The 22,200-nt window shown below is 62.1% G+C and carries 30 protein-coding genes and 1 pseudogene; 17 read left to right on the forward strand and 14 right to left on the reverse strand.

Features of this window, described 5'->3' with window-relative positions; translation table 11 throughout:
• Nucleotides 1-73 precede the first annotated feature (73 nt).
• Nucleotides 74-961 (reverse strand): MerR family transcriptional regulator, encoded by an 888-nt coding sequence (locus AA098_RS16120; RefSeq protein WP_064614765.1) that lies wholly within the window; start codon nt 959-961, stop codon nt 74-76.
• A gap of 153 nt (nt 962-1,114) precedes the next feature.
• Between AA098_RS16120 and AA098_RS16125 the strand changes: the two genes are divergently transcribed.
• From AA098_RS16125 to AA098_RS16155, 7 genes are all read left to right on the forward strand, one after another.
• Nucleotides 1,115-1,561, forward strand: coding sequence for a PAS domain-containing protein (locus AA098_RS16125; RefSeq protein WP_003254000.1), 447 nt, complete (start codon nt 1,115-1,117; stop codon nt 1,559-1,561).
• Between the two features lie 103 nt (nt 1,562-1,664).
• Nucleotides 1,665-2,087, forward strand: a complete 423-nt coding sequence (locus AA098_RS16130; RefSeq protein WP_003254001.1) for a nuclear transport factor 2 family protein — start codon at nt 1,665-1,667, stop codon at nt 2,085-2,087.
• Complete coding sequence (locus AA098_RS16135) at nt 2,084-2,836, forward strand: SDR family oxidoreductase (protein ID WP_054888229.1); 753 nt, start codon at nt 2,084-2,086, stop codon at nt 2,834-2,836. The genes AA098_RS16130 and AA098_RS16135 overlap by 4 nt, the downstream gene beginning before the upstream one ends.
• Before the next feature lie 6 nt (nt 2,837-2,842).
• Nucleotides 2,843-4,090 (forward strand): NAD(P)/FAD-dependent oxidoreductase, encoded by a 1,248-nt coding sequence (locus AA098_RS16140; RefSeq protein ID WP_004576512.1) that lies wholly within the window; start codon nt 2,843-2,845, stop codon nt 4,088-4,090.
• Nucleotides 4,087-4,896, forward strand: coding sequence for a DUF1365 domain-containing protein (locus AA098_RS16145; protein WP_064614766.1), 810 nt, complete (start codon nt 4,087-4,089; stop codon nt 4,894-4,896). Before AA098_RS16140 ends, AA098_RS16145 begins: the two co-directional genes overlap by 4 nt.
• Nucleotides 4,871-6,133 (forward strand): cyclopropane-fatty-acyl-phospholipid synthase family protein, encoded by a 1,263-nt coding sequence (locus AA098_RS16150; protein WP_003254005.1) that lies wholly within the window; start codon nt 4,871-4,873, stop codon nt 6,131-6,133. The genes AA098_RS16145 and AA098_RS16150 overlap by 26 nt, the downstream gene beginning before the upstream one ends.
• Nucleotides 6,133-6,621, forward strand: coding sequence for a DUF2878 domain-containing protein (locus tag AA098_RS16155; RefSeq protein WP_060538161.1), 489 nt, complete (start codon nt 6,133-6,135; stop codon nt 6,619-6,621). Before AA098_RS16150 ends, AA098_RS16155 begins: the two co-directional genes overlap by 1 nt.
• Here the strand turns inward: AA098_RS16155 and AA098_RS28560 are convergent.
• Genes AA098_RS28560 through AA098_RS16175 form a run of 5 tightly spaced genes read right to left on the reverse strand, consistent with a single transcriptional unit; the run spans nt 6,559 to nt 9,650 of the window.
• Entirely contained in the window at nt 6,559-6,741 is a 183-nt protein-coding gene (locus tag AA098_RS28560) for a DUF2256 domain-containing protein (RefSeq protein WP_003254007.1), read from the reverse strand. The genes AA098_RS16155 and AA098_RS28560 overlap by 63 nt on opposite strands.
• Nucleotides 6,738-8,264, reverse strand: coding sequence for a cryptochrome/photolyase family protein (locus AA098_RS16160; protein ID WP_004576509.1), 1,527 nt, complete (start codon nt 8,262-8,264; stop codon nt 6,738-6,740). The genes AA098_RS28560 and AA098_RS16160 overlap by 4 nt, the downstream gene beginning before the upstream one ends.
• Nucleotides 8,265-8,272: 8 nt before the next feature.
• Nucleotides 8,273-8,578, reverse strand: a complete 306-nt coding sequence (locus AA098_RS16165; RefSeq protein ID WP_003254009.1) for a DUF6482 family protein — start codon at nt 8,576-8,578, stop codon at nt 8,273-8,275.
• Nucleotides 8,575-9,111, reverse strand: coding sequence for a DUF3833 domain-containing protein (locus tag AA098_RS16170; RefSeq protein ID WP_003254010.1), 537 nt, complete (start codon nt 9,109-9,111; stop codon nt 8,575-8,577). The genes AA098_RS16165 and AA098_RS16170 overlap by 4 nt, the downstream gene beginning before the upstream one ends.
• Before the next feature lie 2 nt (nt 9,112-9,113).
• Entirely contained in the window at nt 9,114-9,650 is a 537-nt protein-coding gene (locus AA098_RS16175) for a chalcone isomerase family protein (protein ID WP_003254011.1), read from the reverse strand.
• Nucleotides 9,651-9,810: 160 nt separating this feature from the next.
• Here AA098_RS16175 and AA098_RS16180 point away from each other — a divergent pair, with 160 nt between their 5' ends.
• The 4 genes from AA098_RS16180 (at nt 9,811) to AA098_RS16195 (ending at nt 12,571) form a co-directional block, all read left to right on the forward strand.
• The gene (locus AA098_RS16180) at nt 9,811-10,302 is read left to right on the forward strand and encodes a DUF1543 domain-containing protein (protein ID WP_003254012.1); all 492 of its coding nucleotides are present in this window, start codon (nt 9,811-9,813) and stop codon (nt 10,300-10,302) included.
• Between the two features lie 78 nt (nt 10,303-10,380).
• On the forward strand, nt 10,381-11,151 hold the full coding sequence (locus AA098_RS16185) for an SDR family NAD(P)-dependent oxidoreductase (RefSeq protein WP_054888225.1): 771 nt from the start codon (nt 10,381-10,383) through the stop codon (nt 11,149-11,151).
• Between the two features lie 95 nt (nt 11,152-11,246).
• The gene (locus tag AA098_RS16190) at nt 11,247-11,939 is read left to right on the forward strand and encodes a DUF421 domain-containing protein (RefSeq protein WP_003254014.1); all 693 of its coding nucleotides are present in this window, start codon (nt 11,247-11,249) and stop codon (nt 11,937-11,939) included.
• Between the two features lie 92 nt (nt 11,940-12,031).
• Nucleotides 12,032-12,571, forward strand: coding sequence for a type 1 glutamine amidotransferase domain-containing protein (locus AA098_RS16195; RefSeq protein ID WP_029380592.1), 540 nt, complete (start codon nt 12,032-12,034; stop codon nt 12,569-12,571).
• A 56-nt stretch (nt 12,572-12,627) separates the two neighbouring features.
• Here the strand turns inward: AA098_RS16195 and AA098_RS16200 are convergent, their stop codons facing one another.
• Nucleotides 12,628-13,152, reverse strand: coding sequence for a hypothetical protein (locus AA098_RS16200; protein ID WP_003254017.1), 525 nt, complete (start codon nt 13,150-13,152; stop codon nt 12,628-12,630).
• 194 nt (nt 13,153-13,346) lie between these two features.
• On the opposite strand from AA098_RS16200, the gene AA098_RS16205 reads away from it, so the two are divergent.
• Both AA098_RS16205 and AA098_RS29255 read left to right on the forward strand, forming a co-directional pair.
• The gene (locus AA098_RS16205; RefSeq protein ID WP_004576506.1) at nt 13,347-14,204 is read left to right on the forward strand and encodes a glucose 1-dehydrogenase; all 858 of its coding nucleotides are present in this window, start codon (nt 13,347-13,349) and stop codon (nt 14,202-14,204) included.
• 169 nt (nt 14,205-14,373) lie between these two features.
• Nucleotides 14,374-14,472: pseudogene (locus AA098_RS29255) on the forward strand (hemerythrin domain-containing protein); the annotation flags it as partial.
• Between the two features lie 19 nt (nt 14,473-14,491).
• Here the strand turns inward: AA098_RS29255 and AA098_RS16210 are convergent.
• Complete coding sequence (locus AA098_RS16210; protein WP_003254020.1) at nt 14,492-14,719, reverse strand: hypothetical protein; 228 nt, start codon at nt 14,717-14,719, stop codon at nt 14,492-14,494.
• 79 nt (nt 14,720-14,798) lie between these two features.
• Nucleotides 14,799-14,972: a hypothetical protein gene (locus AA098_RS29545; RefSeq protein WP_019751183.1), complete on the reverse strand. Its 174-nt coding sequence runs from the start codon at nt 14,970-14,972 to the stop codon at nt 14,799-14,801.
• Nucleotides 14,973-15,184: 212 nt separating this feature from the next.
• Here AA098_RS29545 and AA098_RS16215 point away from each other — a divergent pair, with 212 nt between their 5' ends.
• The 4 genes from AA098_RS16215 to arsH are packed head-to-tail and all read left to right on the forward strand — an operon-like array spanning nt 15,185 to nt 18,050.
• The gene (locus AA098_RS16215; protein WP_003254021.1) at nt 15,185-15,532 is read left to right on the forward strand and encodes a metalloregulator ArsR/SmtB family transcription factor; all 348 of its coding nucleotides are present in this window, start codon (nt 15,185-15,187) and stop codon (nt 15,530-15,532) included.
• 21 nt (nt 15,533-15,553) lie between these two features.
• Nucleotides 15,554-16,837, forward strand: a complete 1,284-nt coding sequence (locus AA098_RS16220) for an arsenic transporter (protein ID WP_004576505.1) — start codon at nt 15,554-15,556, stop codon at nt 16,835-16,837.
• Nucleotides 16,838-16,864: 27 nt separating this feature from the next.
• Nucleotides 16,865-17,335: an arsenate reductase ArsC gene (locus tag AA098_RS16225; protein WP_054888223.1), complete on the forward strand. Its 471-nt coding sequence runs from the start codon at nt 16,865-16,867 to the stop codon at nt 17,333-17,335.
• Between the two features lie 13 nt (nt 17,336-17,348).
• On the forward strand, nt 17,349-18,050 hold the full coding sequence (gene arsH / locus AA098_RS16230; RefSeq protein ID WP_004576503.1) for an arsenical resistance protein ArsH: 702 nt from the start codon (nt 17,349-17,351) through the stop codon (nt 18,048-18,050).
• A 12-nt stretch (nt 18,051-18,062) separates the two neighbouring features.
• On the opposite strand, the gene AA098_RS16235 is transcribed toward arsH, so the two are convergent.
• Genes AA098_RS16235 through AA098_RS16255 form a run of 5 tightly spaced genes read right to left on the reverse strand, consistent with a single transcriptional unit; the run spans nt 18,063 to nt 22,200 of the window.
• Nucleotides 18,063-19,427, reverse strand: coding sequence for a HAMP domain-containing sensor histidine kinase (locus tag AA098_RS16235; RefSeq protein WP_064614767.1), 1,365 nt, complete (start codon nt 19,425-19,427; stop codon nt 18,063-18,065).
• Nucleotides 19,424-20,086, reverse strand: coding sequence for a response regulator (locus tag AA098_RS16240; RefSeq protein ID WP_064614768.1), 663 nt, complete (start codon nt 20,084-20,086; stop codon nt 19,424-19,426). The genes AA098_RS16235 and AA098_RS16240 overlap by 4 nt, the downstream gene beginning before the upstream one ends.
• Before the next feature lie 2 nt (nt 20,087-20,088).
• On the reverse strand, nt 20,089-20,730 hold the full coding sequence (locus tag AA098_RS16245; protein WP_003254032.1) for a hypothetical protein: 642 nt from the start codon (nt 20,728-20,730) through the stop codon (nt 20,089-20,091).
• Nucleotides 20,727-21,533 (reverse strand): SDR family oxidoreductase, encoded by an 807-nt coding sequence (locus AA098_RS16250; RefSeq protein WP_004576501.1) that lies wholly within the window; start codon nt 21,531-21,533, stop codon nt 20,727-20,729. The genes AA098_RS16245 and AA098_RS16250 overlap by 4 nt, the downstream gene beginning before the upstream one ends.
• Entirely contained in the window at nt 21,520-22,200 is a 681-nt protein-coding gene (locus tag AA098_RS16255) for a TenA family transcriptional regulator (RefSeq protein WP_003254035.1), read from the reverse strand. Before AA098_RS16255 ends, AA098_RS16250 begins: the two co-directional genes overlap by 14 nt.

Below are 22,200 nucleotides of genomic sequence, written 5' to 3' on the forward strand. Positions count from 1 at the left end.
CATCGACGCCGATAAGGGCCAAAAGCATGCCGAGCAACGACCCAACCACCCTGAGCATCGCGCAGGGCCAGGCTCAAACGTCCAGCGCCCCCCTGAGCAAGGCATCAAGCACACGCGCGACGTCAGCACCCTGCTCGTCCAGCAGGCACACCGGCAGCCCGTGCAAGGCCGCTTGCACACCGGCCAGCCCCTCGCCCGTCAAGGCCAGCGGACAAGCAATGTCCATCTGCAGGGAGCGCAGGCGCTTGGCCAAGGCAGGGCTCACCGGCGGCTGCAGCGCGATCACCAGTGCCGCAGGCTGCATCGCCGCACACAGCAGCGGGAGCTCTTCCAGCGGCTGCCCGCAGCCGAGCACTTCGATGCGTTGTTGCTCACTGCTCAACAGCAGCCCGGCGCACAATACCTGGCACTCGGCTTGCCCCTCGGTACCCGCCAGCAGCACCCGTGGCGCATCGGCCTGGTTCATCTGCAAGCGCAGCAACAGCCGGGCGCGCAAGAACGTATCGAGAAACAACCATTGGCTACGCTGGCCTGGCGCAGTGCCTGAAGCCAGCTCATGCCAAACCGGCATCAGCACGTCCCGCAGCACCGTGGCCTTTGGCAAGAGTGTGAACAGCTGCCCATGGATAGCTTCCAGCGCCTGCGCATCGAATGCCCTGGAGGCGCGTGCAACGGCGGCGCGCCAATCGTCAAAGGCCGAGGGCTGCTGCACAGGCACCTCAGGCTGGCCGGCGAGCCTGTCACCCACCTTGCTGATGGGCAGGCCGTTGGCGGTCCAGCGCAAGATGTCACGTATGCGCTGCACATCCTGGGCCGTGTACAAGCGATGGCCGCCCTCGGTGCGCTGCGGGCGAATCAACCCATGACGCCGCTCCCAGGCACGCAAGGTCACCGGATTGATGCCGGTCAGGCTGACCACATCGCGCATGGGTAGCAATTCGGGTGGGGTGGCGTCGGTCATAACGAGGTGTCATTCAAGGGGTGATACATTCTAAACCCAGATGCACCTTCTGCGGCGAGCCTCCTTGGTTCATCATGCAACAAACAGCGCCAAAAGCTACTGCACGGAAGCCTTTGGCGCACATCGCATACGAAATGCCTGTAGGTGAGCCCCATGATCAACGCAAAACTCCTGCAACTGATGGTCGAACATTCAAACGATGGCATCGTCGTCGCCGAGCAGGAAGGCAATGAGAGCATCCTTATCTACGTCAACCCGGCCTTCGAGCGCCTGACCGGCTATTGCGCCGACGATATCCTCTATCAGGACTGCCGTTTTCTTCAGGGCGAGGATCACGACCAGCCGGGCATCGCAACCATCCGCGAAGCGATCCGCGAAGGCCGCCCCTGCTGCCAGGTGCTGCGCAACTACCGCAAAGACGGCAGCCTGTTCTGGAACGAGTTGTCCATCACACCCGTGCACAACGAGGCGGACCAGCTAACCTACTACATCGGCATCCAGCGCGATGTCACAGCGCAGATATTCGCCGAGGAAAGGGTTCGCGAGCTGGAGGCTGAAGTGGCAGAACTGCGCCGGCAGCAGGGCCAGGCCAAGCGCTGACAAAAAACCTATACAAGGACGTTGACTTGTATAGATAAAAGCTTAGGCTTCAGTTATACCTGTACAACAATTCAATGTTGTACAGGATTGCCTGGAGCCCAGTATGTCAGCGTACCTACAGCAGTTCGCCGAGCGCTTCGCCCGCCTTGATGGGGCGAGCCTCGACACGCTGGATAAACTGTACAGCGACGATGTCACCTTCCGTGATCCCCTGCACCAGATACAGGGGCTGCAGGCCCTGCGCGCCTACTTCGAGCAGTTGTACGCCAACGCCACCGATATCCGCTACGCCTTCACCAGCGCCGACGAGGTAAAGCCCGGGCAAGGTTACCTGCGTTGGACACTGCAGTTTTGCCACCCGCGCCTGGCGGGGGGCCAGCCGATCACGTTGCAAGGGTGCAGCTGCCTGCATTGGCGCGACCGTGTGCATTTTCACCAGGACTATTTCGACGCCGGTGCCCTGCTTTATGAGCACCTTCCCGTCATGGGCACTGCGATCCGCTGGCTCAAAGGCAGGCTGGCATGAGCCGCTGTTGGCTGACCGGCGCCAGCAGCGGTATCGGTGCCGCGCTCGCGCAAATCCTCCTGGAACAAGGTCACCAGGTCGCCTTGGGCGGGCGCCACGCCGACCGCCTTGCCCCGCTGGCCGAACGGTTTCCTGGGCAGGTATTGCTGGCCATTGGCGATCTTGACAACCCGGAGCAGGTCGCCGGCATCGCTGCGCATATCGAGCAGGCCTGGGGGGGCCTGGACATGGCCATTTTCAATGCCGGCACCTGCGAATACCTGGAGCCGGGGCATTTCGACCCGGCGTTGGTCGAGCGCGTCATGCGCACCAACCTGCTGGGCGTCAGCTACTGCCTGGCGGCGGCACTGCCCTTGCTTCGCACCGGCCAACGCCCCCACCTGGTGGTGATGGGCAGTTCGGTAACCTGGCTGGCCTTGCCCCGCGCTGGCGCCTATGGCGCGTCCAAGGCCGCAGTGCGCTATCTGGTGGAGTCACAGCGAATCGACCTGGCCCGCGAAGGCATCGCGGTCACCCTGGTGAGCCCAGGCTTCGTGGACACGCCACTGACCCGTCGCAACGATTTCCCCATGCCACAGCTGTGGTCTGCGCAGCGTGCCGCCCGGCATATCGCCAAGCGCCTGCCCGGCCGCCCCCTGGAAATCAACTTCCCCGGTCTTTTCACCTTGGTGTTGCGCCTGCTCGGGGCGCTGCCCGCGCGCCTGCGCCTGGCGCTGGGCCAACGCCTCGCCCGTCATGAACAGGAATGATGATCCATGCGTATAGCAATCATCGGCAGTGGCATCGCGGGGCTGACCTGCGCCCATTTGCTGTCACGCAAGCACGAAGTCACGGTTTTCGAGGCCGAGCAATGGGTCGGGGGCCACACCCACACCCTTGATGTGGTCTGGAAAGGCCAGCGGCATGCGATAGATACCGGTTTTATCGTCTTCAACGACTGGACGTACCCGAACTTCATCCGCTTGCTCGACCAGCTCAAGGTCCCTTCACAGCCGACCGAGATGAGTTTTTCCGTGCATGACCCGATGACGGGCCTGGAATATAACGGCCACGACCTGAACACCCTGTTCGCCCAACGCAGCAACCTGGTGTCCCCAGGGTTCTGGGGGATGATCCGGGACATTCTGCGTTTCAACCGTCAGGCACTGGCCGACCTGGACAACCAGCGTATCGATGCCAGCACCACGCTGGGCGACTACCTTCAAGCGAACCGCTATGGGCAACGCTTCATCGATCATTACATCGTGCCAATGGGGTCGGCGATCTGGTCGATGTCTCGCGCAGACATGCTCCACTTCCCGCTTGAGTTCTTCGTGCGCTTCTGTCGCAACCACGGCTTGCTGTCGGTCAACCAACGCCCACAGTGGCGGGTGATCAAAGGCGGCTCGCGCAGCTATGTCGCGCCGCTGTGCCGACCGTTTGCTGAGCGCATCCGCCTCAACTGCAAGGTTTACCGCGTCAGCCGCGACGAAGGTGGCGTGACCCTCGTGAGCGCGGCCGGCACCGAACGCTTCGACAATGTGGTGTTCGCTTGCCACAGCGATCAGGCCCTGGCGCTGCTGGAAAGCCCCAGCAACCAGGAGCGCGCCGTACTCAGCGCCATCGATTACGCCAGCAACGACGTGGTGCTGCACACCGATACCCGCCTGCTGCCACGCCGCCAGCGCGCCTGGGCCAGTTGGAACTACCGCCTGGGCGGCCCTGAGCGGGCTCCCGCCGCGCTGACCTACAACATGAACATTCTGCAGGGTATCCAGGCACCGACAACCTTCTGTGTGAGCCTCAACCAGACCGCACTGATAGACCCGGCGCAGGTCATCGCCCGCTTCCAGTACGCCCATCCCCAGTACAGCGTTGCAGCGTCGGCTGCCCAGGCATGCCAAGGGCAACTGCAGGGTCAGCAGCACAGTTACTTTTGTGGCGCCTACTGGGGCAATGGCTTTCATGAAGACGGGGTGGTCAGCGCACTGAAGGTGGCCGCGCACTTCGGAGAGCACCTGTGAACAGCAGCCTCTGCCTGGGCTGGATCAGCCACCGTCGGCTGACGCCGCGGGCCCACGCGTTCCGCTACCGGATCGGCATGTTCTACCTGGACCTGGACGAACAATCCTGGTTGATGGGCCTGTCACGCTGGATGGGACGCTGGCGCCTGGCGCCGTTGTGCTGGCGCGAGACCGACTACCTGCCCGCCCTGACCCGCCAAGGCGAATCGCTGGCCCAGGCTGCACGCTTGCTGGTCGGGCAGGCGACGGGGCACCTGCCCGAAGGCCGGGTACAGCTGCTCACGCAACTGCGGTGCTGGGGGCTGTCGTTCAACCCGGTGAGCTTCTATTTCTGCCATGACCGCGACGGGTGCCTGACCGCGATCCTGATGGAAGTGCGCAACACGCCCTGGCGTGAACGCTTTCATTACGTGCTCCCGGTGCAAGGCAACCTTGCCAGGCCCTTCAGCGTCGGCAAGGCCTTCCATGTGTCACCGTTCATGCCGCTGGACATGGACTATCGCCTGCGCTTCTTCCTGGACACGGACCATGTACGCATTCAGATGCAGAACTGGCAAGGCGGCACAAAGGTGTTCGAGGCCGACCTCGCCCTGCGCCGCAAGCCACTGGATGGAGCAGCGCTACGTCGGTATGTCCTGAACTTCCCATGGATGAGCCTGCGCACCGTCTCGGCCATCTACTGGCAAGCGCTTCGCCTGTTACTCAAACGCACCCCCGTGCATGACCACACCACCTGCCAGGGTGACCTGGCACTCGGCCAACCTTGCGAGGACCTTGATGATGTCAAATCCCACCCTGAGCGTTAGCAAGTTCGCAGGCCTTGCGCCACTGCTCGGCGGGCTGGCACGAAGCGCCGTGCTCGCCCAGTTGGGCAAGCTGCGTCACGGCCACCTGCGCCTGCTCAGCCACGGGCAGCAGTGGAGTTTCGGTGATGCCGACAGCCCGTTGCAGGCCGAGGTGGAGATCCTCGATGACGCCACCTGGAGCCTGATCGCCGGCAATGGCTCGATCGGTGCTGGCGAAGCCTACATTCACGGCTATTGGCGCAGCCCCGACCTGGCGCTGGTGACCCGCCTGTTCGTCGCCAACCTTGAAGTGCTCGACGCGCTCGAGGGCGGCCTGGCCCGCCTGGGCCGCCCTGCCCTGCGCCTGCTGCACCGGCTCAACCGCAACGACAAGCGTGGAGCCCGGCGCAACATTCTGGCCCACTACGACCTGGGCAATGCCCTGTTCGAGCGGCTGCTGGACCCCACCATGATGTATTCGGCTGCGCAATTCGAACACCCGGGGCAAACACTGGAGCAGGCCCAGTTGCACAAGCTGGAGCGCATCTGCCAGAAGCTCGAACTGAGCCCTGACGATCACCTGCTGGAAATTGGCAGCGGCTGGGGCAGCCTCGCTATCCACGCAGCCACCCGTTACGGCTGCAGGGTCACCACCACGACGCTCTCCGAGGCGCAGTACAGCCATACCCTGGAGCGCGTCAAGGCCTTGGGGCTGGGGCAGCGCGTGCAAGTGCTCCGCGAAGACTACCGCGACCTTCAAGGCACGTTCGACAAACTGGTTTCCATCGAAATGATCGAAGCGGTTGGCCATCGCTACCTGCCGGTGTATTTCCGCCAGTGTGCTTCGCTCATCAAACCTGAAGGCCTGATGCTATTGCAGGCAATCACCATCCGCGACCAGCGCTATGCCCAGGCGCAGCGCTCGGTCGACTTTATCCAGCGCTACATCTTCCCCGGTGGCGCCCTGCCTTCGCTGAGCGTGTTGCTCGATACCGCCAGCCGGCACACTGGCCTGAACCTTGTGCACATGGAAGATTTTGGCCTGGACTACGCCCACACCCTGCGACACTGGCGCGAAAACCTGCGTCAGGCACGCACTGCGCTGACGGACCTTGGCTACGACGACATGTTCCAGCGCTTGTGGGAGTTTTACCTCTGCTACTGCCAAGGCGGTTTCGAGGAACGCGCCATCGGTGTTGCGCACCTGCTCTGGGCAGCACCCCAGGCACGCCGCGCGCCCTTGCCTGGCAGTGCCTGATGCGCAGCCGCTGGCTGATCGCCAATGCCCTCTGGCTGCAAGCCGGCTGGTGGGTCTGCGTGCTGGGGGCCGAGCGGCCTTTGCTGTTGCTACTGGTGATTCCGGGCGTGGCAGTGCACCTGCGCCTGTGCCCGGCCATCCATGCCGAGGTCAAGGCGCTGTTGCGCGTCACCTTTATCGGCTGTGTGCTCGACAGCGTGCTGGGAGCACTGGGGGTGTTCGGTTTCGACGCCTGGCCCCTGCCACTGTGGCTAGCGCTGCTGTGGTTGGTGCTGGCCAGCGGAATGCGTCACAGCCTGGCATGGGCCGGCAGGCACTGGCGAATCGGCGCACTGCTGGGGGCGATTGGCGGCCCTCTGGCCTACGTAGGCGGCGCCAGGCTGGCAGGTGTCGCCTTGCCATTGGGCGCGCTGGAAACCGGCCTGCTACTGATGCCGATATGGGCGTTGGCCCTGCCCCTGCTGGCGCGCATCGCGGCGCGGCGCTGACCGGCGACATCGCTCGGAACAGTAGCGCACCTGCTCCCAACAGCGTGCCCAGCGCTTGCGCCAGGTGAACGGCCGGCCACACACCACGCAAACCTTGCTGGGCAGAAGGCTCTTTTTCATAACGCCTGCCCCGCATCGAGCCGCGCCAGCAATGACTGGCCACGTTGCCACACAGCATCGCGACGGCCAGCGGGCATGCCATCGAGGCTGCGATAGACCAGGGCCAGGCGCGGGTTAGCCGAGAGCTGGGGGCGATGGCGAATGAGAAAATGCCAATACAAGGCATTGAACGGGCAGGCCTCCTCTTCGGTCACCTGGTCGACCCTGTAACTGCAAGCCTTGCAATGATCGGACATGCGCTGGATATAACGACCACTGGCGCAGTACGGCTTGGACCCCAGGTAGCCGCCATCGGCGTGCATCACCATGCCAAGCGTGTTGGGCAGTTCGACCCACTCGAAGGCATCCATGTAGACCGCCAGGTACCACTCACAAATTGCGGTTGGCACGATACCGGCCAGCAAGGCGAAGTTGCCGGTAACCATCAACCGCTGGATATGGTGAGCGTAGCCCAACCGCAGGGTCTGCCCGATGGCTTGGGCCATGCAGCGCATGCGGGTGTGCCCGGTCCAGTAGAATTCTGGCAGCGCCCGGTCGTTGTTCAGGTGATTGAGCCCGGCATACGCCGGCATGCGCTGCCAATAGATGCCACGCACATACTCACGCCAGCCGATCAACTGGCGAATGAAGCCTTCGGCTGCATTGAGCGGCACCCGCCCCTCGCGCCAGGCTTTGTCGACGTCGTCGCACAGACGACGCACATCCAGAAGCCCGATGTTGAGCGCCGCACTGATGCGCGCATGAAACAGGTACGGCTCGCCTTCGGCCATTGCATCCTGGTAGTCACCGAAAGCCGCCAGGCCGAAATCCAGAAAATGCTGCCACAGCTGTTGTGCCTCGGCGTGGGTCACGGGGTAGTCGAAACCGTCGACGCCCCCGTAGTGGTCGCTGAAGCGCTGACGCACCAAGGCCACCACCGCTGCCGTGATGTCGTCTTGCGCGAAATGCGCAGCGAACGGGCCACGCAGCTGCCGTGGCAATGGCTTGCGATTGTCGCCATCGAAATTCCAGGCCCCACCTGCCGGGCTGCCGTCAGGCTCCATGAGCAGGCCGGTTCGCTTGCGCATGCCACGGTAGAAGTGCTCCATACGCAGCTGGCGACGTTCTGTGGCCCAGCGCCCGAAGGCTTCACGGGAGCACAGAAAACGCGTGTCGCGAAACCACACAAGCGGCAGTGCGGCATCACGCAAGGCCTGCTCCAGGCGCCACTCACCGCACTCGGTCAAGTGAATGTGGGTAGCGCCCAAGGCTTGTTGCCATCGACGCAACTCCCCCACGATGCTGCCGCTGTTACCCTCGGCATCCAGCTCGACATAGTGCACCTGCCAACCCCGTTCACGCAGGGCCTGGGCAAAATGCCGCATGGCGCTGAAGATGAGAATGATCTTCAGCGGATGATGCGGTACGTATCGGGCCTCCCCCTCCACTTCCGCCATCAGGACCGCATCGCGAGCAGGGTCAAGGGACGCCAGACTTGCCAGGTCGAACGACAGTTGGTCACCCAGCACCAGGCCCAGGCGCATCGTCCGGGCTACCACTGGCTGGTGAGCGTTACCGGTACGCGCAGCGGCGCGATGGGGCCGTCGCGTTGCCCGCACATCTCATCGTGCACCACCTGCTGCACCAGCATGCAGGGCACCGGCGGCAGGTCGGCCAGCAACTGCCGCAGTTCGGTCGTGGAGCGCACGCGCACGGGCTGCCCCTGGGCATCGCTCAATGTCACAGGGCCGGCGTCGGTCAGGGCGCGCAGGAGGTAGAAGCCCCCCTCTAGCGACAGCAGTTCAAGTTCCTTGGCTTCGCCGGTCGAAACCAGCTGGGTCAGCGCGATCAGGTTCATGGTGTGCCCTCTGGCAGGCGGCGGAAGAACAAGGTGATCTGGCCAATCTCAACGCCCAGCTTGCTCATGCTCGAGCGGTTGATCAGGGTGTCGTCATCCATGAGGTACATCCAGTCGTCCAGGTCTACCTGCCAGTGCCGCCCATCGACCGGCAGGTCCAGTTGGTAACGCCATCGCAGCGCGTTGCCCGCCACTTCGCCACGCGCCTCGCCGATCACGTCCCCCGCGGTTCCCCGCCAGCGCCCGGGGCCGTCCGGCACCAGCGTCCAGGTACGCTGCTGGCGCGTGCCATCGCTATAGAGAAAATGTTCGTCGAGGATCAGCCGCTCACCCTCGCGGCGGCTGTCGATGCGCACGTGGAAGCGCTTGACCACCTCCCCGGAACGCTTCTGGAACATCCCCCACGCCTGAACCGGGCGCGAGAAGAACGCCGCCAGGTCCAGCTTCGGCTGCTCCTGGGCATAGTGCTCGATACCGACATTGCCACAACTGCCCAGAAGCAGGCAGGCAGCCAGCAACAGCGCTTTGTACATGTTCAGGCTCCTCGGTCATCGCCAGCCAGCCCAAGCAGCCGCTGACGCAATTGGGGATCTCTGGCCCGCGGGTCAAGCCAGATGGCGAAGAAGGCCCGGGCGAACACCGGATCGTCGATCGCGTGGCTCAGTTTGCCGTCGACGTAAAAGCGGCAACCCTGCCCCGGCAGGTACAAGCCCGTGATGCGCATGCCAGGGCTCACGTCCACGAATGCCTGCTCAATCGCCCTGGTCCATGCCGCGCGTTGCTGTGCCGTCATGCTGCCGCCACCCAGGCGTTGCATTTCCTCGAGGCTGGCTTTGACCAGCGTGTCCCTGGACAATGAACGGTGATAAAGCAGCTCAAGGGCGAACGGCTGGTTCCAGTCCTGAACCGGGCCAACTGCCCATAACCGGGCGGTATACAGCCGCAGGCCGAACCAGGTGAAATCACCGGCGCCCAGCCGTTGCGCCGCAGGCAGCTCCGCTCGCCAGTCTGCCGCCGACGACATGGCGGCTAGCAGCAGGCACAGACAGGTCCAACGTGCAGGGTGCGCCATTCTGACCTCGAGCACTTTGCTAAATACTATACAATAGTAGACGCTTGTACAGATATTTGACGAGCCATGTATAGTTTTTTAATGCCCAGCATGCATATTTCTGCAAGCCTCGCGCCCCGTTATCGAACACCCATGAAAGTCGAGATAGAAGGAATTGCTCATGCTGTACGTCGTCATGCTCGGTGGACGCCACCCACGGGCCAATATCGAGGTCCACGATGTGTTGTTCGCCCAGGCGGACTCACTTGAACAGGCCTACCCACATTTGCGCCAAGCCTGGTTCGGGAGCCGAACGGGCTTGCACATCGACGCATGGATGGAAGTCGACGGTATTGACCACTACCGCCTCGAATTCAGTCAGGTAGCGCCTGGCCCACACGATCCCAGGTTGTTCTTCATCAACCTGGGCGGCTACGAGCCCGGGGTGTTTGGCGAGGCACACCGCTACCTGCTGGTGGTGGCCAGGGACAAGGCCGAGGCCAAGCAACTGGCCAAGCAGCGCCTGCAGGCAGACTGGCTCAAGCCGCATACCGATGCGGTACTGGACGTCGACGATTGCCTGCCGATCGACTGGGTGAACGGCCGTTACGTGCACTTGATCGAAGGGCCCCATGCCGGCTTACGGCAGTACAGCGACTATATCCTGCTGTGAGCTCACCCCTGTCATGTGCAAGAACGTTGGCAGGCATCACAGGACGAGGCGCCAGCGCCCGGCCAAGAGGACACGCCGATGAGCCTGATAAACGACCTTTACACACCCGCCAACGTGCTGGTCTGCGGGGCCAGCCAAGGGATTGGCCTGGCATTGTGCACGCAGTTGCTGGCGCGCGATGACATCGGGCTGGTGTTCGCCGTTTCGCGACGCGCCACCACCAGCCCTGCGCTGGATACCTTGTTCACAGAGCACGCGCGACGGTTGGTTCGCCTCGACTGCGACGCCCGATCCGAGCAGGCACTGCAAACACTGGCCGCGCAGGTGGGCGCCTGCTGCGACCAACTGAACCTGGTCTTCAGCACGCTTGGCGTGCTGCAAGAAGGCCCGGCGAGGGCTGAAAAAGCACTGACCCAGCTAGACATGGCGGGGTTGCTGAGCACTTTCACAACCAACTGTTTCGCCCCTGTTCTGCTGCTCAAGCATTTGCTGCCGCTGCTGCGTCGGCAACCGATGGCCTTCGTCGCCTTGTCGGCGCGGGTTGGGTCGATCGGCGACAATCACCTGGGTGGGTGGTACAGCTACCGTGCCAGCAAAGCCGCGCTCAATCAGCTTCTGCGCACTGCAAGCATCGAGCTGAAGCGACTGAACCCCGCGTCAACGGTACTTGCATTGCATCCCGGCACCACCGACACCCAGCTTTCCCGCCCCTTTCAGGGCAATGTGCCGCCGGGCAAACTGTTCTCGCCCGCGTTTGCCGCCACCTGCATCCTGGCACTTGTGAGCCGTCACGGCCCGGCGCAGAGCGGAACGTTCTGGGCGTGGGATGGCACGCCGATTCCCTGGTGACGCGGGCGGAGAGCTCCAGGCCAAGTCGATGAACCAGCCCTGAGCGAGAACGGTCAACCCTTTATCTGACAACGGCAGAAGGAAGGGTGCAGCGAATGGTTTCGTTTGATCTGCAACGGATGCTGATAGGCGACTTCCCTTTTACCTTTCTGCTGGAAGTTGCTGTGCGTGTTTCTGCGGCCTTCCTGGCCGTGTTCTTCTTTCTGAAATTCAGTGGCCGGCGCGGGATCAGACAGCTGTCCCGGTTCGAGCTCGTGGTCATTCTCACCCTGGGTTCAGCTGCCGGCGATGTGACCTTTTACGAGGACGTGCCGCTGCTTCCGGTGGCCTTGGTTTTCCTCACGCTGTTCATGCTTTACCGAGGAACGGTCTACCTCATGAGGCGAAACAGAACCTGCGAGGCCTGGATCGACGGGTTGCCGGTCACGGTAGTGAAAGATGGCATGTACGAAATCCATTCGCTGCGTCACATGAACATTTCACCGAATGAGCTGTTCATGGAGCTACGCCAACAAGGTGTCGAGCACCTGGGCCAGGTTCGACTGGGCCTTCTGGAAACCGATGGCGATCTCAGTTTGTATTTCTACGATCAGCAAGACACACGCCCAGGCTTGTCAGTGCTGCCGGTCGAGCATCGCCCGGAGTACACATCGCCGCCCGGCGCCGGGTTGCATTGCTGCGTGAGCTGTGGTTTCCCGGCCTACCATGAGCCTCATGACACCCTGGCGTGTTCACGTTGCGGTCATACGGTCTGGTCGCCTGCATTGGATACCGTGCGCAACCGTTAGCAGGTTCTCCCCATACCGCCAGGCATCGAGCAGGAACTTTGCTCGCTGTTTGCAGGCCCTTATGAAAGGCCTATCAGCACGAGGAGAAAATGATGAGTGCACAATTGAACGGCAAGCGCGTGGCCTTTCTGGTCACCGATGGCTTTGAACAGGTGGAACTGACCGGCCCGCGTGAAGCCTTGGAAAACAGCGGCGCGGTGGTCGATATCCTGAGCGAAAAAGAAGGCACGGTACGTGGCTGGAACCATGACAAACCCGCCGACGCGTTCAGCGTGGATGCGACTTTCGACAGTGCGCAGCTTGACCTCTACGATGCCCTGGTGCTGCCCGGCGGTGTGCAGAATTCGGACACGATTCGCTTGATTCCCGGCGCGCAGAAGCTGGTTAAAAGCCACGATGCGGCCGGCAAGCCGCTGGCGGTCATCTGCCATGGCGCATGGTTGCTGATATCGAGCGGGTTGGCCAAAGGCAAGCGAATGACCAGCTACAAAACCTTGCAAGATGACATTCGTAATGCGGGCGGTACGTGGCTGGATGAACAAGTGGTGGTCGATGGCAACCTCATCACCAGCCGCCAGCCGGATGACATCCCCGCCTTCAATGAGCAGTTGATCAAGGCATTGGCAGGCTGAGCGTGATTCTCTTCAGCGCGTGCTGGTCGCCCATGGCACCGACCAGCGCGCGCTGATCACGCCAACTGGATGAAAACCGAATAGCTGCCCAGCAACACCCAGAAGCACAGGAAAATCCAGGGCGTGCGCAAGGAAAACAGCAGCGATTTGCGGTGCCCCGCCTGAGAGGTTTCGGCCTCGCAGAACAGCGGCGACTCGTCATAGGCCAGCCCCATCATCGGCTCGCTGCGCAGCAGGTGGCTCTGCTTCATCTGCCAGTGCTCGATAATCCGGAAGGCCGCGCGGATGCCAGGCCAGGCATTCAGTGTACTGAGCACGCCGAGCAATGCGAGAAAAGCCGGGACCATCAAGGTGAACATCTCGCCCCAGCTTTGGTTCAGGTTACCCATCGATGACACGTAGGCGATCACCAGGAACGACTGGGCCGCAAGATAAGCGTCGGTACGGTTGGCCAGGATGGTGGTCTCATACTGAATTTCGCGTCGATAGAAATCCAGCCGCTCTTTGGGCGTACCGAACATCCTCTCGTTCGTCTGATCGATCTCATGTTCCGGCGTGGAAGGCGTGATGATTCGAGGCACTGCAGACTCCTTGATAGCGTGGGCCTCACCCATGCCAGCAAGCCCCGTCAGCGGTAGAGCCATGCGGTGGGTAAAAATTCACTGGGAATGGATGCATCAACCGCTCGTCGCTCAGCACGAAGATCCGCTTCAACACTGGCTTGGAGCACCTTTCGAACGGGAATGAGCGTTCCAAACCTGCAGGAGCTTCCAGCATGAGCGACTACCCTACCCCTCCATTCGCATCCCAACCGCAAAGCGTTCCCGGTTCCCAGCGCAGGATGGATCCTTATCCGGACTGCGGTGAGCAGAGCTACACCGGCAACAATCGCCTCGCAGGCAAGATCGCCTTGATAACCGGTGCTGACAGCGGCATCGGGCGTGCGGTGGCCATTGCCTATGCCCGAGAAGGCGCTGACGTTGCCATTGGCTATCTGAATGAACACGACGATGCGCAGGAAACCGCGCGCTGGGTCAAAGCGGCGGGCCGCCAGTGCCTGCTGCTGCCCGGCGACCTGGCACAGAAACAGCACTGCCATGACATCGTCGACAAGACCGTGGCGCAGTTTGGTCGCATCGATATCCTGGTCAACAACGCCGCGTTCCAGATGGCCCATGAAAGCCTGGACGACATTGACGACGATGAATGGGTAAAGACCTTCGATACCAACATCACCGCCATTTTCCGCATTTGCCAGCGCGCTCTGCCCTCGATGCCAAAAGGCGGCTCGATCATCAACACCAGCTCGGTCAACTCGGACGACCCGTCACCCAGCCTGTTGGCCTATGCTGCGACCAAAGGGGCCATTGCCAATTTCACTGCAGGCCTTGCGCAATTGCTGGGCAAGCAGGGCATTCGCGTCAACAGCGTCGCACCCGGCCCGATCTGGACCCCGCTGATCCCGGCCACCATGCCTGATGAGGCCGTGAGGAACTTCGGTTCCGGTTACCCGATGGGGCGGCCGGGTCAACCTGTGGAGGTGGCGCCAATCTATGTCTTGCTGGGGTCCGATGAAGCCAGCTACATCTCGGGTTCGCGGTACGCCGTGACGGGGGGCAAACCTATCCTTTGAACGTGCTGCCGAGGCCTGCATACGCGGGCCTTGGCGCTTCTGGCAGCGCGTAATCGCAGCGTGACCTCGAAGCGCGCTTTGCCAGCCATCATCGACGTTGAACCCTGCCGCCCACTGTCACTCAATTCCATGCAAGCCATTGTTCATTCGCCCGCGACGAGGTGACACCATGAATGCTATCGATTTGCTGATTCAAGACCATGCGTTGGTCAAGAAACTGCTGGAAGAGCTCTGCGCGACCACCCAGGGTTCAGCAGTGAAGACGCGCAGGCACCCCGCTACGCTGTTCAAGCTTCATCGGTCCAACGAGCGTCACCGAACGCTCGCGGGGCTTTCAACAACAATGTGAAGCTGCCGGTCAGTTGCTGACGCAGCTCTTTGGGCATGGAGAACGCGAAATGCACAAGCCATGAACCATCACCTAAATGGAACGTTTCACGGCGGTACAACGTGACTTGCTGTTCGGAAATACCAATGCACACGGCTACCGAAAAATCGCTTGGTTCTTCGTCCACGGGAGAGCCCCTGGCAAGCAAGCGCGCGCGGCGCTCTGATGGTGTGGCCCCTACTGGCAGATAAACACTGCCGGCATCCTCAAGGCTTGGCCGTTCGCTCTTTTTTCCACTGCGCCCTGGAGACACCATCAGCGTAGCCGGTGACACCGATCGCTACCTGCTGAATGCGGCCGCCATGCTGAAGGAAAGCTTCGACCTGCTCGCAGATGCGCACATGGGCTTTTTGGGCCGCGCTGGGGTACGTCTGGGACATGTTGGCCTCTCGGTTATGAGCCACTGAACGACAGTCACCCGAGCAGGCACTATACACCCTGCAGTGCCATCAGCGTCTGAAGCCTGCGAAAACCCTGCTTTTGTCGACCGAAGGGCGTGGCCATGGTGAGCTGCAAGCGCACCAGCCCAGGAATGCTTGCTCGAACATATGGAAATACGTATATTCGGCTTTCCGCATGTACAGGCACCCCCATGATCACACCGCCCGATGTCTTCAAGAGCCTCTCTGACGAAACCCGCGCTCGCGCCACGCTGCTTATCGCCAGCCTGGGCGAACTGTGCGTCTGCGAACTGATGTGCGCGCTGGACGACAGCCAACCCAAGATCAGTCGCCATCTGGCACAACTGCGCAGCACTGGCATGCTGCTGGACCGCCGTCAGGGCCAATGGGTGTATTACCGCCTGAATCCGGAACTGCCTTCCTGGGTTCACGAAATGCTTCAGGTCACCTTGCACGCCAATTCGCAATGGCTGGCTGACAATGCCCTTCGGCTGAAGAACATGGACGGTCGCCCCGTGCGTGATTCCGTCTGCTGCTGATCATCACCAAGCGAGATTTTCATGCTGCCCGCCATTGCTGTCTTCGTCTTCACCCTCATACTGGTCATCTGGCAGCCCAAGGGGCTCGGTGTTGGCTGGAGCGCCGCGCTAGGCGCCATCATCGCCCTGGCTACAGGCGCCGTTTCACTGCATGACATCCCTGCCGTATGGGCCATTGTCTGGAACGCCACCGCCACGTTCATCGCGGTCATCATCATCAGCTTGCTGCTGGATGAGGCCGGTTTCTTCGAATGGGCCGCATTGCATGTGGCGCGTTGGGCAAACGGCAGCGGCTACCGCCTGTTCGCCTTCTGCGTACTGCTCGGCGCCGCTGTATCGGCGCTGTTCGCCAACGACGGTGCGGCGCTGATCCTCACCCCCATCGTCATGTCGATGCTGCTCGCGCTGCGCTTCTCACCTGCAGCGACACTGGCCTTTGTCATGGCCGCAGGCTTCATTGCCGACACGGCCAGCCTGCCGCTGGTGGTCTCCAACCTGGTCAATATCGTCTCGGCCGACTACTTCGGCCTGGGCTTCGCCGAATACGCATCGGTGATGGTGCCGGTGAATATCGCCAGCGTGGCGGCCACCCTGCTGGTGCTGTTTCTGTACTTCCGTCGTGATATCCCCAGGCAGTACGCGCTCGATGCGCTGAAGGCGCCAAGCGAGGCAATTCATGACCACGCCACCTTCAAAGTCGGTGGGTGGGTGCTGCTGGTGTTGCTTGCAGGCCTGTTCGTACTGGAACCTCTGGGCATCCCGATCAGTGCGGTGGCCGCCGTCTGTGCCGCAATCCTCTTTGCCGTGGCCGCTCGCGGTCACCGCATCTCAACCCGTCGCGTGCTGCGGGAAGCGCCGTGGCAGGTGGTGATTTTTTCTCTGGGCATGTATCTGGTGGTGTACGGCCTGAAGAACGCCGGCCTCACGGACATGCTCACCCACCTGCTGGACAGGCTTGCCGAGCAGGGCCTGTGGAGCGCGGCCATTGGCACCGGGTTGATCTCCGCGCTGCTGTCCTCAGTCATGAACAACATGCCCAGCGTGCTGATCGGCGCCTTGTCGATCCAGGCCAGCGGCGCAGAGGGCGTGGTACGTGAGGCGATGATCTACGCCAACGTCATCGGCTGCGACCTCGGCCCGAAGATCACCCCGATTGGCAGCCTCGCCACACTGCTTTGGCTGCATGTGCTGGCGCGTAAAGGCATGCGCATCACCTGGGGTTACTACTTCAAGGTCGGCCTGCTGCTCACCGTACCGGTTTTGCTGATCACCCTTTCTGCTCTGGCACTGCGCCTGAGCCTCTGACGTTCGCCCCCAGCGGAGGAGCCCTCCATGCGAGTCCTGTTCATGTGCACGGCCAACAGCTGCCGCAGCATCCTTTCCGAAGCAATGTTCAACCACCTGGCACCGCCCGGTTTCGAGGCAGTCAGCGCTGGCAGTTTCCCCAAGGGCCAGGTGTTGCCACGCAGCCTGAGCACGTTGCAGCAGGCCAATATTTCGACAAAGGGCCTGAGCAGCAAAGGCAACGATGCATTCGAGGGCAACCCACCCGACATCGTCATCACCGTCTGCGACAAGGCCGCGGGCGAAGCCTGCCCGGTGTATTTCGGCCCTGCGCTGAAGTCGCATTGGGGGCTGGAAGACCCCTCCGATGTCGTGGGTGACGAAGCATCGGTCGATGCGGCGTTCCGCGCCACACTGGCCCGCATCGAGTCTCGCTGCCAGGCCTTCTTCGCACTGCCGTTCGATCAACTCGACCGCGAGCAGCTCAAGCACGCGCTGGATCGCATCGGCTCGCATTGAACAGGAAGAAATCATGTCCGAGCAACTGCCTAACCTCGACCTCACGCTGTTCGACCTGCCGCCTTCGGCAACCCCGACCAGCGAACACAAACCACGCATCCTGCTGCTGTACGGGTCTACCCGAGAACGCGCCTTCAGTCGCTTGCTGGTAGAAGAAGCCGCGCGCCTCCTGGAGCACTTCGGTGCCGAAACCCGCACCTTCGACCCGTCGGGCCTGCCGCTGCCTGACGATGTCCCCGTGGAGCATCCCAAGGTGCAGGAGCTGCGAGAACTGGTGCAATGGTCAGAAGGCCAGGTGTGGTGCTCGCCGGAGCGCCATGGGGCGATGTCTGCGGTGTTCAAGGCACAGATCGACTGGATTCCGTTGGCGCTGGGGGCATTGCGCCCCACCCAAGGCAAGACCCTGGCCGTGATGCAGGTGTGCGGCGGATCGCAGTCGTTCAACGTGGTCAACCAGTTGCGTGTGCTGGGCCGCTGGATGCGGATGTTCACCATCCCGAACCAGTCTTCGGTACCCAAGGCTTATCTGGAGTTCGACGACACCGGGCGGATGAAGCCATCGCCGTACTACGATCGCGTGGTTGATGTCATGGAGGAGCTGGTGAAGTTCACCGTGCTGCTGCGCGACCGCCAGGCATTCCTGGTGGATCGCTATTCGGAGCGCAAGGAAAGCGCCGAGCAGCTGTCTGAGCGGGTCAATCAGCGATCCATCTGACGCAAACGTGATTCAAGACAGTGGAAACGACAGGGTAGCGGCCAGCCCGCCACCCGCTCTGTTTTCAAGGCGTACCTGCCCCCCCATACGGTCGATGATGGTCGCGACGATGGAGAGCCCGAGGCCAGCACCATTTGAGCTGTTTCGGCTATAGAAGCGTTCGAATACACGGGATAGGCTCTCCTCGTCGATACCCGTCCCTTCATCCTCGACGACCAGTTCGATACGGCTGGCCAGGCGCCTCAGTGACACGGCGATGCGCCCCCCAGGCGGTGAGTGTTCTACCGCGTTGGACACCAGGTTCTGTAGCGCAATGCCCAGCGCGCCGGCGTCGATCTGCAGGTGGTGGCCCCCTTCGTCGATGTCCAGCGAGGGTTCCAGGCCACGGTCCAGTATCCATGGGGTCAATTCAGCCAGCGTTTCGGTGACGACCTCGGCCAGGTCGATCCGGGCGCTGGCTCGCTGCCCCAGTTTTGGCTCAACGCGGGCCAATGTCAGCAACTGGTTGACCACCCGTGTCAGCCGATCGACCCCGCCCACAAGAAAGCCCAGGGCTTTCTCGCGCTCGGCATCATTGCTGGCGGCCAGCGCGTTCTGCGCGTGCAGCCGCAGTACGGCCAGAGGCGTACGCATTTCGTGGGCAGCATCGGCAATGAAGCGATGCTCACGCCGCAGCAGATCGTCGATCTGCGCCAGCAAGCGATTGATGGCCGCCTGCATGGGCTCCAGTTCAGTGGGAAGCGGTACCAGTTGCAGCGGCTCCAGCGAATCGGCATGGCGCCTGCGGATGACATTGGCCATGTTCTGCAGTGGCCGTAGCCCCCAGCCGATCGCAGCCCACACCAGCAGTGCCAACGCCAGGCTGCCAAGCAGGAACGGGAACAGCGTGTGGCGAACGATGCGGTCGATCAGGTCGTAGCGCACATCATCACGCTCACCCACCCAGATAAGCCAGTGCTTTTCTGGCACCGGCAAAACGAAACCGCGCCATTGCTCACCGCCACTGGAAAAGTCGTAGAACCCTGGAGCAGTGGGTGGTGGGTCAATGGGCGGCGCACTGGGTGTATGCACCAGCAACGCCATGCCTTCACCCCAGACCTGGAATGCCAGCTTGCTTTCGTAAGGGTGGCCCACCTGGTGCCGCCCCGCTTTGCCCAAGGCATCGTTGAAGGCCTCATACAGCGCCTCACGCGAGCCCTCTTGTACCGGCATGCTCATGACGCCTTGCAGCAAACGCGCGTTCTGGGCCAGGTGCGCGTCATACACCTCGTTAATTTCGTGGCTGCTGTCATGGTAGTTATAGAGCGCGAGCAGGCCGGTGCCCAGTAGCAGCAAGAGCATCACGCGCCACAGCGTACGCTGGCGTAACGAGCTCATGCCTTGACCTCGACCAGATAGCCAATGCCGCGCACCGTGCGAATCAGGCCGTTGAACAGCTTCTTGCGCAGGTGGTAGATGTTCACCTCCAGCGTGTTGCTCTCCGGTTCTTCATCCCAGCCATACAGCAGTTGAGTGAGGCGCTCACGTGTGAATACCTTGCCGGGATGTGCCAGCAACTCATGCAACAGCACATACTCTTTGGGGGTGAGCACAACTTCGACGCCGTTGTAATGCACTTGTTGGGTGGTCGGGTCCAGGCTGACCCCTGCATGCTCGATCAGTACCTTGGCGCGCCCGACGCTGCGCCGCAGCAAGGCGCGCAAGCGCGCCTTGAGCTCGTTGAGGTCGAAAGGCTTGACCAGATAATCATCGGCGCCGGCATCCAGGCCGGCAATGCGATCATCAAGGGCATCCCGCGCGGTGAGGATCAGCACCGGCAAGCAGTCGCCGCCGGCGCGTAATCGCCTGAGTAGCTCGAGGCCATCCATACGGGGCAATCCAAGATCCAGGATCAGCAGGTCGAAGGTCTCGTGTTGCAGCGCATGCAAGCCACTGACACCGTCCCGCAACCAGTCGAGGGTGTACCCCTCCTGGCGCAAGCCGTCGCAGATCCCTTCCCCCAGTGCAATGTCATCCTCAACCAGCAACAGCCGCATGTTCAGTCCTGTTTGTCCTTGATGGCCTTGAGTAAAGCATCGATATCGGCACGCCGGCCCTGGTCAGCCAACTCACGCCCCGGCCGGGGCGGTGCCTGCAAGGCTTTCTGCAGGGCTGCGGTAGCTTCAGGGTAGCGCTTTTGCCGATACAGATGATCAGCCCAGAAATAGTTGCTGTCGATACCGTTGGGGTTGATCTGCAAGGCTTTGCGCAGCATCTTGTCGGCCATTTCGGCATCACCGAAACCGATAGGCCAGCCGGGCACCTGATCATACAGCGTGCCCAGGCTGGTGTAGGCCGAACCTTGCAGGGCGTTGGGGTCCAGCTTCATGGCCTGCTCCAGGCTGGCTTTCGCCGCCTTGACCTTGCCCAGTGCACCGAGGCCACCCGTCGCCCCCGCCCAACTGCTGTTGATGATGCCCTCCCAGATCAAGGGTTCAGGTGTGCCCGGATACTGATGAACAAACGTTGCTGCATCGCCTGCCAGCTTTTCGAAGGCGTCGGCACGCGTGTCCTTGGGCATTTGGTACTGAATCTGCGCCCAGCGCTGCTGCAGATCACTCAGGCGCTGGCTGCCTGCCTGGTCCAATGCCCAGGTGAAGGGTGCAAATGCCAGCAAGCTGGCAATGAACAGACGCTTCATTTGTTCGACTCCTTGGAATGGCTGCCGATATAGCGGCGAATGACTGGCAGTTGCTTGCGCAGTGCGCGATCGACTATGCCCGGCAACATCCCGTTGATACGCACGAAGAGCTTTTCCGGCCACCCCAGATAAAGCTCGGTGCGCTCGGATTGCACCGCCTCGAGCACAGCACGGGCGACGTCCGCAGGGTCGTCCATGCCAACTTTCAGCGCTTGATTGAGCGCAGTCGCAGCACTGCTGTTCATCGTTGTGCGGGTCGCCCGGGGGGCGGCATACAGCACGTTCACCGTGGTGTCGGCCAACTCGCGGCGCAGCGCTTCCGAAAAACCACGCAGCGCAAACTTGCTGGCGCAGTAGGTGGCGTAGCCGGGGTAGCCGATCGAGCCATAGGTCGACCCGACATTGACCACCAACGCCTTGGGCTGAGCACGCAGCAACGGCAGGCAGGCCCGGGTCAGTTGCAAGGGTGCCTTCAGGTTGATGTCCAATAGCTCGTCCAGCGCATACTCATCCAGCTGGTCGAGCAGAGCGAAGCGATTCACGCCAGCCGCGTTGATCAGCACATTGACAGCCCCCATCTCGCGTGCCCGCTCGATGACATGTTCGCGCCCTGACGGGCTGCGCAGGTCGGCCTCCTGCCAGCGCAGACGATCAGGGTACCGGTTCATCAGGCCAGCCAGCTTGCCCATATGCCGACTGACGGCCAACACCTGGGCACCGGCAGCGCAGAGCTGTTCAGCCAATTCCAGGCCTATGCCCCCACTGGCGCCGGTGAGGATTACCACGGACTCAGCCAAACGCATGGTGCACCTCTTGCTGCCCGGCACGCGGCAAGCCCTGGAACATCTCGGTGTACAAGCGGTAGACGACCTTGGCCGCGTGGAGGACGGCCTGCTGGTCACCGGCATCGTCGAGGCGGTCCATCAACTGTTTGTAGGTCACCATGTGCTCCTGGTCGAGCGCACCGTGCGAGCTGAGGTAGCTGAACGCCTGGTCAGGCAGTGCCAATGTGTTCTGGATAACGCCTGCCGCCTGGGTGGCCAGGGCAATGCTGGTGCCTTCGAGCACGTTGACCATGCCGAACAACCCGACTGGGTTGCCACGGGCGATCAGGTCGTACAGGTAGGCGACCATCAGCTCGATGGATTGCACCGGCTGGCCATCGCGCACGGCCTCCCAGTCACCGCCGCACGCTTTGATGTCGTTGAGGATCCACTGCTCGTGGCCGTATTCCTCTTCAATGTATTCGCAGACCGCGCCGCGCAGCCACTCCAGCCGCAGCGGCAATCGAGCCCCACAGGCCATCATCAGCGGCACGGTATGGCGCACGTGGTAATAGGCCTGGGTCAGGAAGGCGACGTAGCTGTCCAGGCTGACCTGGCCGGCCAGCGCTTCGCGGATCACCGGTACGGCGAACAGCGCCTGACGCTCTTGGGCGGTTTGTACTTGCAGGGTGTCGAAAAAGGACAT

Source organism: Pseudomonas sp. JY-Q (assembly GCF_001655295.1).
GTDB lineage: Bacteria > Pseudomonadota > Gammaproteobacteria > Pseudomonadales > Pseudomonadaceae > Aquipseudomonas > Aquipseudomonas alloputida.

What these genes read in the sequence shown, in the direction of transcription:
- AA098_RS16220 (WP_004576505.1), top strand. Translation starts at nt 15,554, where the DNA reads ATGCTGCCCGCCATTGCTGTCTTCGTCTTCACCCTCATACTGGTCATC.
- AA098_RS16240 (WP_064614768.1), bottom strand. Translation starts at nt 20,086, where the DNA reads ATGCGGCTGTTGCTGGTTGAGGATGACATTGCACTGGGGGAAGGGATC.
- AA098_RS16125 (WP_003254000.1), top strand. Translation starts at nt 1,115, where the DNA reads ATGATCAACGCAAAACTCCTGCAACTGATGGTCGAACATTCAAACGAT.
- AA098_RS16185 (WP_054888225.1), top strand. Translation starts at nt 10,381, where the DNA reads ATGAGCCTGATAAACGACCTTTACACACCCGCCAACGTGCTGGTCTGC.
- AA098_RS16140 (WP_004576512.1), top strand. Translation starts at nt 2,843, where the DNA reads ATGCGTATAGCAATCATCGGCAGTGGCATCGCGGGGCTGACCTGCGCC.
- AA098_RS16160 (WP_004576509.1), bottom strand. Translation starts at nt 8,264, where the DNA reads ATGCGCCTGGGCCTGGTGCTGGGTGACCAACTGTCGTTCGACCTGGCA.
- AA098_RS16120 (WP_064614765.1), bottom strand. Translation starts at nt 961, where the DNA reads ATGACCGACGCCACCCCACCCGAATTGCTACCCATGCGCGATGTGGTC.
- AA098_RS16255 (WP_003254035.1), bottom strand. Translation starts at nt 22,200, where the DNA reads ATGTCCTTTTTCGACACCCTGCAAGTACAAACCGCCCAAGAGCGTCAG.
- AA098_RS16195 (WP_029380592.1), top strand. Translation starts at nt 12,032, where the DNA reads ATGAGTGCACAATTGAACGGCAAGCGCGTGGCCTTTCTGGTCACCGAT.
- AA098_RS16180 (WP_003254012.1), top strand. Translation starts at nt 9,811, where the DNA reads ATGCTGTACGTCGTCATGCTCGGTGGACGCCACCCACGGGCCAATATC.
- AA098_RS16150 (WP_003254005.1), top strand. Translation starts at nt 4,871, where the DNA reads ATGTCAAATCCCACCCTGAGCGTTAGCAAGTTCGCAGGCCTTGCGCCA.
- AA098_RS16175 (WP_003254011.1), bottom strand. Translation starts at nt 9,650, where the DNA reads ATGGCGCACCCTGCACGTTGGACCTGTCTGTGCCTGCTGCTAGCCGCC.
- AA098_RS28560 (WP_003254007.1), bottom strand. Translation starts at nt 6,741, where the DNA reads ATGAAAAAGAGCCTTCTGCCCAGCAAGGTTTGCGTGGTGTGTGGCCGG.
- AA098_RS16190 (WP_003254014.1), top strand. Translation starts at nt 11,247, where the DNA reads ATGGTTTCGTTTGATCTGCAACGGATGCTGATAGGCGACTTCCCTTTT.
- AA098_RS16155 (WP_060538161.1), top strand. Translation starts at nt 6,133, where the DNA reads ATGCGCAGCCGCTGGCTGATCGCCAATGCCCTCTGGCTGCAAGCCGGC.
- AA098_RS16225 (WP_054888223.1), top strand. Translation starts at nt 16,865, where the DNA reads ATGCGAGTCCTGTTCATGTGCACGGCCAACAGCTGCCGCAGCATCCTT.
- AA098_RS16215 (WP_003254021.1), top strand. Translation starts at nt 15,185, where the DNA reads ATGATCACACCGCCCGATGTCTTCAAGAGCCTCTCTGACGAAACCCGC.
- AA098_RS16205 (WP_004576506.1), top strand. Translation starts at nt 13,347, where the DNA reads ATGAGCGACTACCCTACCCCTCCATTCGCATCCCAACCGCAAAGCGTT.
- AA098_RS16135 (WP_054888229.1), top strand. Translation starts at nt 2,084, where the DNA reads ATGAGCCGCTGTTGGCTGACCGGCGCCAGCAGCGGTATCGGTGCCGCG.
- AA098_RS16165 (WP_003254009.1), bottom strand. Translation starts at nt 8,578, where the DNA reads ATGAACCTGATCGCGCTGACCCAGCTGGTTTCGACCGGCGAAGCCAAG.
- AA098_RS16235 (WP_064614767.1), bottom strand. Translation starts at nt 19,427, where the DNA reads ATGAGCTCGTTACGCCAGCGTACGCTGTGGCGCGTGATGCTCTTGCTG.
- arsH (WP_004576503.1), top strand. Translation starts at nt 17,349, where the DNA reads ATGTCCGAGCAACTGCCTAACCTCGACCTCACGCTGTTCGACCTGCCG.
- AA098_RS16250 (WP_004576501.1), bottom strand. Translation starts at nt 21,533, where the DNA reads ATGCGTTTGGCTGAGTCCGTGGTAATCCTCACCGGCGCCAGTGGGGGC.
- AA098_RS16245 (WP_003254032.1), bottom strand. Translation starts at nt 20,730, where the DNA reads ATGAAGCGTCTGTTCATTGCCAGCTTGCTGGCATTTGCACCCTTCACC.
- AA098_RS16170 (WP_003254010.1), bottom strand. Translation starts at nt 9,111, where the DNA reads ATGTACAAAGCGCTGTTGCTGGCTGCCTGCCTGCTTCTGGGCAGTTGT.
- AA098_RS29545 (WP_019751183.1), bottom strand. Translation starts at nt 14,972, where the DNA reads ATGTCCCAGACGTACCCCAGCGCGGCCCAAAAAGCCCATGTGCGCATC.
- AA098_RS16130 (WP_003254001.1), top strand. Translation starts at nt 1,665, where the DNA reads ATGTCAGCGTACCTACAGCAGTTCGCCGAGCGCTTCGCCCGCCTTGAT.